Origin of the sequence: Pseudomonas sp. 5P_5.1_Bac1 (assembly GCF_025466015.1) — a bacterium.
Lineage (GTDB): Bacteria > Pseudomonadota > Gammaproteobacteria > Pseudomonadales > Pseudomonadaceae > Aquipseudomonas.
In genome coordinates, this window is record NZ_JANLNX010000081.1 from 154,793 (window position 1) to 165,030 (window position 10,238).

The 10,238-nt window shown below is 59.5% G+C and carries 10 protein-coding genes; 9 read left to right on the top strand and 1 reads right to left on the bottom strand.

Going from position 1 to position 10,238, the window contains the following annotated elements; all coding sequences use genetic code 11:
* Positions 1 to 90: 90 nt before the first annotated feature.
* The 6 genes from lpdA (at position 91) to NTD82_RS17175 (ending at position 6,738) form a co-directional block, all read left to right on the top strand.
* The gene (lpdA, locus tag NTD82_RS17150; protein WP_095157094.1) at positions 91 to 1,527 is read left to right on the top strand and encodes a dihydrolipoyl dehydrogenase; all 1,437 of its coding nucleotides are present in this window, start codon (positions 91 to 93) and stop codon (positions 1,525 to 1,527) included.
* Positions 1,528 to 1,702: 175 nt separating this feature from the next.
* A complete protein-coding gene (sucC, locus tag NTD82_RS17155) occupies positions 1,703 to 2,869 on the top strand; it encodes an ADP-forming succinate--CoA ligase subunit beta (RefSeq protein ID WP_038613110.1) in 1,167 nt (388 codons plus the stop codon).
* A complete protein-coding gene (sucD, locus tag NTD82_RS17160; protein ID WP_003254203.1) occupies positions 2,869 to 3,753 on the top strand; it encodes a succinate--CoA ligase subunit alpha in 885 nt (294 codons plus the stop codon). The genes sucC and sucD overlap by 1 nt, the downstream gene beginning before the upstream one ends.
* 296 nt (positions 3,754 to 4,049) lie before the next feature.
* Entirely contained in the window at positions 4,050 to 5,363 is a 1,314-nt protein-coding gene (gene brnQ, locus NTD82_RS17165) for a branched-chain amino acid transport system II carrier protein (RefSeq protein ID WP_095157095.1), read from the top strand.
* Between the two features lie 236 nt (positions 5,364 to 5,599).
* Positions 5,600 to 6,340 (top strand): DUF599 domain-containing protein, encoded by a 741-nt coding sequence (locus tag NTD82_RS17170; RefSeq protein WP_095157096.1) that lies wholly within the window; start codon positions 5,600 to 5,602, stop codon positions 6,338 to 6,340.
* Entirely contained in the window at positions 6,337 to 6,738 is a 402-nt protein-coding gene (locus NTD82_RS17175) for an MAPEG family protein (protein ID WP_262129559.1), read from the top strand. Before NTD82_RS17170 ends, NTD82_RS17175 begins: the two co-directional genes overlap by 4 nt.
* Positions 6,739 to 6,786: 48 nt before the next feature.
* On the opposite strand, the gene NTD82_RS17180 is transcribed toward NTD82_RS17175, so the two are convergent.
* The gene (locus NTD82_RS17180; protein ID WP_095157098.1) at positions 6,787 to 7,083 is read right to left on the bottom strand and encodes a hypothetical protein; all 297 of its coding nucleotides are present in this window, start codon (positions 7,081 to 7,083) and stop codon (positions 6,787 to 6,789) included.
* Positions 7,084 to 7,240: 157 nt separating this feature from the next.
* On the opposite strand from NTD82_RS17180, the gene NTD82_RS17185 reads away from it, so the two are divergent.
* The 3 genes from NTD82_RS17185 (at position 7,241) to htpG (ending at position 10,189) form a co-directional block, all read left to right on the top strand.
* Complete coding sequence (locus tag NTD82_RS17185; RefSeq protein WP_175651631.1) at positions 7,241 to 7,717, top strand: PaaI family thioesterase; 477 nt, start codon at positions 7,241 to 7,243, stop codon at positions 7,715 to 7,717.
* Positions 7,714 to 8,175, top strand: coding sequence for a PaaI family thioesterase (locus NTD82_RS17190; protein WP_262129560.1), 462 nt, complete (start codon positions 7,714 to 7,716; stop codon positions 8,173 to 8,175). Before NTD82_RS17185 ends, NTD82_RS17190 begins: the two co-directional genes overlap by 4 nt.
* A 109-nt stretch (positions 8,176 to 8,284) precedes the next feature.
* Positions 8,285 to 10,189, top strand: a complete 1,905-nt coding sequence (gene htpG, locus NTD82_RS17195) for a molecular chaperone HtpG (RefSeq protein ID WP_095157101.1) — start codon at positions 8,285 to 8,287, stop codon at positions 10,187 to 10,189.
* Positions 10,190 to 10,238: the final 49 nt, after the last annotated feature.

Genomic DNA, 10,238 nt, shown 5'->3' on the forward strand with positions numbered 1-10,238 from the left:
AGTTGCAAGCTACAGGCGGCGAGCTTCGAAACAGAAGCCGCTTGCCTTGTAGCGTGTGGCTTGCTGCTTGTAGCTATAAAGGAATCTTTTATGAGCCAGAAGTTCGACGTAGTAGTAATTGGTGCAGGTCCTGGCGGCTACGTGGCCGCTATCAAGGCCGCGCAACTGGGCCTGAAGACCGCTTGCATCGAGAAGTACACCGATGGCGAGGGCAAACTGGCCCTGGGCGGCACCTGCCTGAACGTTGGCTGCATTCCATCCAAGGCGCTGCTGGACAGCTCCTGGAAGTACAAGGAAGCGAAAGAGAGCTTCAACGTCCACGGTATCTCCACCGGTGAAGTCAAAATGGACGTCGCCGCGATGGTTGGCCGCAAGGCCGGTATCGTCAAGAACCTGACCGGTGGTGTTGCCACCCTGTTCAAAGCCAACGGCGTTACTTCGATCCAGGGCCACGGCAAGCTGCTGGCTGGCAAGAAAGTCGAAGTCACCAAGGCTGACGGTACTACCGAAGTCATCGAAGCCGAAAACGTGATCCTGGCGTCCGGCTCGCGTCCGATCGACATTCCGCCAGCTCCGGTTGACCAGAACGTTATCGTCGACTCCACTGGCGCCCTGGAATTCCAGGCCGTGCCGAAGCGCCTGGGCGTTATCGGTGCCGGTGTGATCGGTCTGGAACTGGGTTCGGTCTGGGCTCGCCTGGGCGCGGAAGTTACCGTCCTGGAAGCCCTGGACACCTTCCTGATGGCTGCTGACGCTGCCGTCTCCAAGGAAGCGCTGAAAACCCTGACCAAACAAGGTCTGGACATCAAGCTGGGCGCTCGCGTAACCGGTTCCAAGGTCAACGGCGAAGAAGTCGAAGTGACCTACACCGACGCCAACGGCGAACAGAAAATCACCTTCGACAAACTGATCGTTGCGGTCGGCCGTCGTCCGGTGACCACCGATCTGCTGGCTGCCGACAGCGGCGTGACCATCGACGAGCGCGGCTTCGTCTTCGTCGACGACCACTGCGCTACCAGCGTTCCTGGCGTTTTCGCCATCGGTGACGTGGTTCGCGGCATGATGCTGGCACACAAGGCCTCGGAAGAGGGCATCATGGTCGTCGAGCGCATCAAGGGCCACAAAGCCCAGATGAACTACGACCTGATCCCGTCGGTTATCTACACCCACCCGGAAATTGCATGGGTCGGCAAAACCGAGCAAACCTTGAAGGCTGAAGGCGTTGAGGTTAACGTGGGCACCTTCCCGTTCGCGGCCAGTGGCCGTGCAATGGCCGCAAACGACACCGGTGGTTTCGTCAAGGTCATCGCCGATGCCAAGACCGATCGCGTCCTGGGTGTACACGTGATTGGCCCAAGCGCTGCCGAACTGGTTCAGCAGGGTGCAATCGCAATGGAATTCGGCACCAGTGCCGAAGACCTGGGCATGATGGTCTTCTCCCATCCGACCCTGTCCGAAGCGCTGCATGAAGCCGCGCTGGCTGTGAATGGCGGTGCCATCCACGTAGCCAACCGTAAGAAGCGTTAACTATAAGAAAACCACGGCGGGCGGCCCGTCGTGAGTCTTGCGTGCATGACTCACCGCGGAAAGTCCGCCGGACTCGAACTCCCGGAGCATACCGGGAGCAAGCGGTCACAGGTGGCGCGGCACTCCAGTGGAGCGCAGCGCCGAAGCGCAGTACCTAACGAAGACGGTAAAAAGCATGAATCTTCACGAGTATCAGGGTAAGCAGCTGTTCGCTGAATACGGCCTGCCAGTTTCCAAGGGTTTCGCAGTCGACACCCCTGAAGCAGCAGCAGAAGCCTGCGAAAAAATCGGTGGCACCGAGTGGGTTGTCAAAGCCCAGGTTCACGCCGGTGGTCGCGGTAAAGCGGGTGGCGTCAAGCTGGTTCGCAGCAAGGAAGACGCCAAGGCGTTCGCTGCGCAATGGTTGGGCAAGCGTCTGGTGACTTACCAGACCGATGCCAACGGTCAGCCAGTGACCAAGATCCTGGTCGAGTCCTGCACTGACATCGCCAAAGAGCTGTATCTGGGCGCTGTAGTCGATCGTTCGAGCCGCCGCATCGTGTTCATGGCTTCCACCGAAGGTGGCGTGGACATCGAGAAAGTCGCTCACGACACTCCCGAGAAGATCATCAAGGCTACTATCGATCCACTGGTCGGCGCTCAGCCGTTCCAGGGTCGTGAACTGGCTTTCCAGCTGGGTCTGGAAGGCAAGCAAGTTGCTCAGTTCGCCAAGATTTTCGTAGGCCTGGCCAAGCTGTTCAAAGAACACGACCTGGCCCTGCTGGAAGTCAACCCGCTGGTGATCAAGGCTGACGGCGATCTGCATTGCCTGGACGCCAAGATCAACATCGACGCCAACGCCATGTACCGTCAGCCTAAGCTGAAAACCTTCCACGACCCGTCCCAGGACGATCCTCGTGAAGCCCACGCTGCCAGCTTCGAGCTGAACTACGTGGCGCTGGAAGGCAACATCGGTTGCATGGTCAACGGTGCTGGCCTGGCCATGGGTACCATGGACATCGTCAACCTGCACGGCGGCAAGCCAGCCAACTTCCTCGACGTGGGCGGCGGTGCTACCAAAGAACGCGTTACCGAAGCGTTCAAGATCATTCTGTCCGACAGCAATGTCGCGGCCGTTCTGGTCAACATCTTCGGCGGCATCGTTCGTTGCGACATGATTGCCGAAGGCATCATCGGTGCAGTGAAAGAAGTTGGCGTCAAGGTACCGGTTGTTGTTCGTCTGGAAGGCAACAACGCTGAACTGGGCGCTAAAGTACTGGCAGAAAGCGGTTTGAACATCATTGCGGCCACCAGCCTGACCGACGCTGCTCAACAAGTTGTCAAAGCTGCGGAGGGCAAGTAATGAGCGTCCTGATCAATAAAGACACCAAAGTTATCTGCCAGGGCTTCACCGGCTCGCAAGGTACCTTCCACTCCGAACAAGCCATCGCCTACGGCACCAAGATGGTCGGTGGCGTTACTCCAGGCAAGGGTGGCACCACCCACCTGGGCCTGCCGGTGTTCAACACCGTCAAGGAAGCTGTGGAAGCTACCGGCGCTGACGCTTCGGTCATCTACGTTCCGGCTCCTTTCTGCAAAGACTCGATCCTGGAAGCGGCCTTCGGCGGCATCAAGCTGATCGTCTGCATCACCGAGGGTATCCCTACCCTCGACATGCTGGATGCCAAGGTCAAGTGCGACGAGCTGGGTGTTACCCTGATCGGCCCTAACTGCCCAGGCGTCATCACTCCGGGCGAGTGCAAGATCGGCATCATGCCAGGTCACATCCACTTGCCAGGCAAGGTCGGTATCGTTTCCCGTTCCGGCACCCTGACCTATGAAGCGGTCAAGCAGACCACTGACGCCGGTTTCGGTCAGTCCACCTGCGTTGGTATCGGTGGTGACCCGATCCCAGGCTCGAACTTCATCGACATCCTGAAGCTGTTCCAGGAAGACCCGAAAACCGAAGCCATCGTCATGATCGGTGAAATCGGTGGTTCGGCCGAAGAAGAAGCGGCTGCCTATATCAAGGCACACGTGACCAAGCCAGTGGTTTCCTACATCGCCGGTGTGACTGCCCCAGCGGGCAAGCGCATGGGCCATGCTGGCGCCATCATCTCTGGCGGCAAAGGCACTGCGGACGAGAAGTTCGCTGCCCTGCAGGACGCGGGCGTCAAAACCGTGCGTTCGCTGGCCGACATCGGCAAGGCCCTGGCCGAGCTGACCGGTTGGGAAGCCAAGAAGTAATCCTTCTTCGCTGATGCAGTAGAGAAAGGCCACCTTCGGGTGGCCTTTTTCGTTGGGGTAAATTTTGATTCAGCGCAACCGTTTGCGACATAGAGATTCGCTTATCGGACAAGCCGCCTTGCGGTCGTGCGCCGGCCCGGCAAATTCGTTAACATGCGCACTCTTTTTGTGCCCGCTCCCCAAAAGGGAGCGCCACGCGTTAAAGGTCCGCCTCATCCGGGTGGATAAAACATTTCCCTAATCCAAGGGGAAATCCCTCTCTAAATTCCGATTTCAGTAGTGTGGTATTTCCTTAAATGAAAGTGTTGAAAGGCCAGGACATCCTGGCGCTTGGCTTCATGACGTTCGCGTTGTTCGTCGGGGCCGGCAATATTATTTTCCCGCCAATCGTTGGCTTGCAGTCCGGTCCGAACGTGTGGATGGCAGCATTGGGCTTCCTGGTCACTGCGGTAGGCCTACCGGTCGTGACCGTTGTCGCGCTGGCCAAGGTCGGTGGCGGCATGGACGCGCTGAGCAGTCCGATCGGTAAGGTGGCCGGTGGCCTGTTGGCGGCCGCTGCGTACCTGGCTGTCGGCCCGCTGTTCGCCACTCCGCGTACCGCTACTGTGTCCTTCGAAGTGGGCGTGGCGCCGTTGACCGGTGAGAGTCCGATTGCACTGTTCATCTACAGCCTGGTGTATTTCACCGTCGTGCTGGCGGTGTCGATGTATCCGGGCAAGCTGCTGGATACCGTCGGTCGCTTCCTCGCGCCGCTGAAGATCATCGCCCTGGCGGTGCTTGGCATCGCGGCGTTCGCGCTGCCCGCCGGCACCATCGGTGAAGCTCAGCCGGCCTACGTCGCGGCGCCGTTCTCGCAGGGGTTCATTCAGGGTTACCTGACCATGGATACCTTGGGTGCACTGGTGTTCGGCATCGTTATCGTCAACGCGATCCGTTCCCGTGGGGTTGAGTCGCCGCGACTGATCACCCGTTACGCGATCATCGCCGGCCTGATCGCCGGCCTTGGCCTGACCCTGGTGTACGTCAGCCTGTTCCGCCTGGGTGCCGGCAGCCATGACATCGCGGCCAACGCCGGCAATGGCGCGGTGGTCCTGCACGCGTATGTGCAGCACACCTTCGGCTCGTTGGGCAGTGGCTTCCTCGCCGTGCTGATCGCGCTGGCGTGCCTGGTAACTGCGGTTGGCCTGACCTGCGCCTGCGCCGAGTACTTCAGCCGTATCCTGCCGCTGTCCTATCGTGCGCTGGTGGTCCTGCTGGCGGCGTTCTCGCTGTTGGTCTCGAACCTCGGCCTGACCAAGCTGATCATGTTCTCCGTGCCGGTACTCACCGCGATCTATCCGCCGTGCATCGTGCTGGTAGGCCTGAGCTTCTGCAAAGGTATGTGGCATTCGCAAACCCGCATCATGGCGCCTGTGATGGCGGTCTCGCTGCTGTTCGGCGTGATCGATGCCCTCAAGGGCGCGAAGCTGGATGCCTGGATGCCGGCGTCGTTCGCTCACCTGCCGCTGAGTGATAAGGGACTGGCCTGGCTGGTTCCATGCGTAGCGACCCTGTTCGTCGCCGTGGTCTGCGACCGTATGCTCGGCAAGCCGCGTGAAGTGATTGCCTGACTGGATCGCCAAAGGGCAGGGTAAGGCCACAAGCCACTGATACCCGGCCCGGGCGCTTCCAAGAGCCCCGTCTCCTACCCAGGAGGCGGGGCTTTTGCTTTCTGGAGGGCAAGCCTCTTCTTGTCGCTTGCAGCTATAAGCTCGAAGCTGCCTTTTTAGTGTCTTTTTCTGTTCGTTGGCGTCGAAACCCGGTCGCTGCACTTTACTGTGCAGGCCAACTTCTTCCGGGAATGTCCATGAGCTTCATTCAAAGCAATCTGATCAATCTTCTGGCTGCCGTCTGGTTCATCGCCTGCTGGGGCGGTTACACCCGTTACGCCACCTGGAAGGGCCGCGATACCGCGTGCCTGGCCAGCGTGATGCACCTGTACCGTGAAGACTGGATGCGCCGCATGCTGTTGCGCGACAACCGGATCGCCGACGCCAGCGTGATCGGCAACCTTGAGCGCAACGCCTCGTTCTTCGCCTCCAGTACCCTGATCATCCTCGCCGGTATTCTCACCGTGCTCGGCTCTTCGGATCGGGCGCTGTCGTTGCTGGCCGACCTGCCATTGGTGCAGCAGGCGTCCCAGAGCATGTCCGAGATCAAGCTGCTGTGCCTGGCCATGGTCTTCGTCTACGCCTTCTTCACCTTCAGTTGGTGCATGCGCCAGTACAACTTCGCGGCAGTGCTGGTGGGCTCGGCGCCCATGATCGGTGAGCGCCAGGTCAGCGAGATGGAGCGCAAGGCCTTTGCTTCGCGGGGCGCCCGGGTCATTTCGATGGCAGCGAACCAGTTCAACTTCGGCCTGCGTTCCTACTACTTCGGAATGACCATGCTCAGCTGGTTCATCAGCCCGTGGATGTTCATGGTGATGAGCGCGGGCGTGGTGCTGGTGCTCTACCGCCGGGAGTTTCATTCCGACGTGCTCGACGTGATGGTCTATACCCCTACAGACGTATCATCGTCCGAACCGGGCAAGGAGGCACTTCCGTGAGTATTCCGTTCTGGTGTGTATTGATCAGTGCCGTGCTGATTTTTGTCGCGCGAATCCCGGTGAGCCGGGCCATGAAAGAGCAGGGCGGTTATGACAACCATCTGCCGCGGGAGCAGCAGGCACGCTTGACTGGTCTCGGTGCCCGGGCCGTAGCGTCGCACCAGAACAGTTTTGAGGCGTTCATGCTGTTTTCGGTGGGTGTGCTGATGGTGCATACCACGCAGACACAAGGTTTTCTGATCGATGCACTGGCGATTATTTTTGTTCTGGCGCGGATTATTTATCTGCCGCTGTACTGGTATGACTTTGCCTGGCAGCGCACACTCGTTTGGAGTGTCGGTCTGATTTGTTCACTCTTGTTGATGTTGAGCCCAACGTTCAGACAGCTTTTGATATGAATAAAAAAACCCGACCTGAGTCGGGTTTTTTTATTCCAGCAAGAACGCTTACTTGGCAGGTTCTGCAGGAGCAGCTGGTGCAGCAGGCGCGGCTTCTGGTGCTGGAGCCGGAGCGGCTGGAGCGGCTTCTTCAGCAGCTTTCTGTTGCGCTTCGGCACTGTCTTTGGCGGCTTCGGCGTTTTCTTTGGCAGCCTCGTTCACTTTATCCTGAGCTTCGTCCATCTTCTGCTGGGCTTGCTCGGCATGTTGTTGGGCGTCTTGAGCCTTGTTCTCGCTGGCTTTATCGCAAGCGGCGAGGCCCAGAGCAGCGGCGAGCATAACGGCATAAGCAAAAGGTTTACGCATGGGGTGTTTCTCCTTGTGGAATAACTTTACTTAAACCATTCGAGTTGTCTCTACCGGTTTAAGTTCCGCGCACCATACACATATATAAGTTACGGATCCATATAGACTTTTTGCTGGTCTTATGCAGGTCCGCACAAGGGTCGAGGAATAACCAGAAATGAATGAAACGCCGTTGATGGGGCGTGCCAGGCGCTTCCTTTCCGCCTTGCGCCACTGCCAGGTACTGAACATGCAAGTTCAAGCCGCGGACGACACAGGCATCACGCTGCTGCTGCCTTATTCGCCCTCTATTGTTGGCAACCCGCAGACCGGGTCGATCCATGGCGGCGCCATCACCACGCTGATGGACACCGCGCTCGGGATGGCCACGCTGTGCGTCCTGCCTGAATTCGAGGTGTGCCCGACCCTTGACCTGCGCATTGACTACATGAGCCCGGGTGTCGCCGATCAGGATGTGTACGGCCATGCCCATTGCTATCGGGTCAGCCGCGACGTGATCTTCATTCGCGGCACTGCCTACCAGGACGATCCCGCGCAACCGATCGCCGAAGTCGTCGGCACTTATATGCGCCTGGGCAAGGACATCAAGGGCGGCCTGGGCTTCTCCCGCAAGTTGAAGGAGGGCACGCAATGATCCCGACCGATATCCACGCTCAACTGCGCGAAGCCCATGCCCGGGGCGACTACTCGCAGCTGCTGCAATTCATTCCTTATGCCGGGCTGATCGGCATCCAATGCAGCCGCGACGGCGATGACCTGCTGTTCCGCCTGCCGGCCAATCCGGACAATATCGGCAACCCCTTGCTGCCGGCGATCCACGGCGGCGTGATCGCCGGCTTCATGGAGTTGTCGGCGGCGCTCTACCTGCTGGTCTTCAGCGAGAGCGCGAGCGTACCGAAGATCATCGACTTCTCCATCGACTACCTGCGTGCCGGACATTTCCGCGACACCTACGCGCGCTGCCAGTTGTGGCGGCAGGGGCGGCGGGTCACCAACGTGGCGATTACCGCTTGGCAGACCGATCCAGGCGAGCCGATCGCCACCGCTCGCGCGCACTTCAAGATCAAAGAGCTGACCGCGCCCTTGAAATAGCCGGGTACGTCCCCCATCTGCTGTTCATCCCGCCACGCAAGGTCGGGCGAGTGCCTTCGGGCCCGTCAGCCAGCGTGACCAATGCCATCAGATCGGAGTTTTGAAGACCATGAGCGTGGAGTCACAAAAAGAAACCCTGGGCTTCCAGACCGAGGTGAAGCAACTGCTGCACCTCATGATCCACTCGCTGTACTCGAACAAGGAAATCTTCCTCCGGGAACTGATTTCCAACGCCTCCGACGCCGTGGACAAACTGCGTTTCGAAGCGCTGTCCAAGCCTGAGCTACTGGAAGGCGGCGCGGACCTGAAAATCCGCGTCAGCTTCGACAAGGATGCCGGTACCGTCACCCTCGAAGACAACGGCATCGGCATGAGCCGCGAGGACGTGATCGCGCACCTGGGCACCATCGCCAAGTCCGGCACCGCCGACTTCATGAAAAACCTCACCGGCGACCAGAAGAAAGATTCGCACCTGATCGGCCAGTTCGGTGTGGGCTTCTACTCGGCGTTCATCGTCGCCGACAAGGTTGATGTATTCAGCCGCCGTGCCGGCCTGCCGGCCGCCGAAGGCGTGCACTGGTCGTCGAAGGGCGAGGGTGATTTCGAAGTTGCCACCGTCGAAAAGGCCGAGCGCGGTACCCGCATCGTCCTGCACCTGAAAAAAGACGAGACCGAGTTCGCCGATGGCTGGCGTCTGCGCAACGTCATCAAGAAATACTCCGACCACATCGCCCTGCCAATCGAACTGCCGAAGCAGGTCGAAGTTGCCGAGGGTGAAGAAGCGCCGGCCGAAGAATGGGAAACCGTCAACCGCGCCAGCGCCCTGTGGACCCGTCCGCGTACCGAGATCAAGGACGAGGAATACCAGGAGTTCTACAAGCACATCGGCCACGATTTCGAGAACCCGCTGGCCTGGAGCCACAACAAGGTCGAAGGCAAGCTGGAGTACAACTCGCTGCTGTACGTCCCGGCCCGCGCGCCGTTCGACCTGTACCAGCGCGAAGCGCCACGCGGCCTGAAGTTGTATGTGCAGCGCGTGTTCATCATGGACCAGGCGGAATCCTTCCTGCCGCTGTACCTGCGCTTCATCAAGGGCGTGGTCGATTCCAACGACCTGTCGCTGAACGTCTCCCGTGAAATCCTGCAGAAAGACCCGATCATCGACTCGATGAAATCGGCGCTGACCAAGCGTGTCCTGGACATGCTGGAGAAGCTGGCGAAGAACGAGCCTGAGCAGTACAAGTCGTTCTGGAAGAACTTCGGCCAGGTGCTGAAGGAAGGCCCGGCGGAAGACTTCGCCAACAAGGAGAAGATCGCCGGCCTGCTGCGCTTTGCCTCCACCGGCGACGACAGCGGCGAGCAGAGTGTGTCCCTGGCCGACTACCTGGCGCGCGCCAAGGAAGGTCAGGACAAGATCTACTTCCTCACCGGCGAATCCTACGCGCAGGTCAAGAACAGCCCGCACCTGGAAGTCTTCCGCAAGAAAGGCATCGAAGTGCTGCTGCTGACCGACCGTATCGACGAGTGGCTGATGAGCTACCTGAGCGATTTCGACGGCAAGGGCTTTGTCGATGTCGCCCGCGGCGACCTGGACCTGGGCAAGCTGGACTCCGACGAGGACAAGAAAGCCCAGGAAGAAGTCGCCAAGGACAAGGAAGGCCTGGTGGAACGCCTCAAGGCCGCGCTGGGTGACAGCGTCAGTGAAGTGCGCGTCTCGCACCGCCTGACCGACTCGCCGGCGATCCTGGCCATCGGTGAACAGGACCTGGGCCTGCAAATGCGCCAGATCCTCGAAGCCAGCGGGCAGAAGGTGCCGGATTCCAAGCCGATCTTCGAATTCAACCCGAGCCACCCGCTGATCGAGAAACTGGATCACGAGCAGAGCGAAGACCGTTTCGCCGACTTCTCGCACATCCTCTTCGATCAGGCCGCACTGGCTGCGGGCGACAGCCTGAAAGACCCGGCGGCCTATGTTCGCCGCTTGAACAAACTGCTGGTCGAACTCTCGGTTTGATCTAGTGTTGGAAAAGCCCGCTTCGGCGTGATGCCAGTCAGTTAGGGCA

Excerpts from the sequence above, each read along its gene's own strand:
- NTD82_RS17185 (WP_175651631.1), top strand. The coding sequence starts at position 7,241 with ATGAATGAAACGCCGTTGATGGGGCGTGCCAGGCGCTTCCTTTCCGCC.
- sucC (WP_038613110.1), top strand. The coding sequence starts at position 1,703 with ATGAATCTTCACGAGTATCAGGGTAAGCAGCTGTTCGCTGAATACGGC.
- NTD82_RS17170 (WP_095157096.1), top strand. The coding sequence starts at position 5,600 with ATGAGCTTCATTCAAAGCAATCTGATCAATCTTCTGGCTGCCGTCTGG.
- htpG (WP_095157101.1), top strand. The coding sequence starts at position 8,285 with ATGAGCGTGGAGTCACAAAAAGAAACCCTGGGCTTCCAGACCGAGGTG.
- sucD (WP_003254203.1), top strand. The coding sequence starts at position 2,869 with ATGAGCGTCCTGATCAATAAAGACACCAAAGTTATCTGCCAGGGCTTC.
- lpdA (WP_095157094.1), top strand. The coding sequence starts at position 91 with ATGAGCCAGAAGTTCGACGTAGTAGTAATTGGTGCAGGTCCTGGCGGC.
- brnQ (WP_095157095.1), top strand. The coding sequence starts at position 4,050 with ATGAAAGTGTTGAAAGGCCAGGACATCCTGGCGCTTGGCTTCATGACG.
- NTD82_RS17180 (WP_095157098.1), bottom strand. The coding sequence starts at position 7,083 with ATGCGTAAACCTTTTGCTTATGCCGTTATGCTCGCCGCTGCTCTGGGC.
- NTD82_RS17190 (WP_262129560.1), top strand. The coding sequence starts at position 7,714 with ATGATCCCGACCGATATCCACGCTCAACTGCGCGAAGCCCATGCCCGG.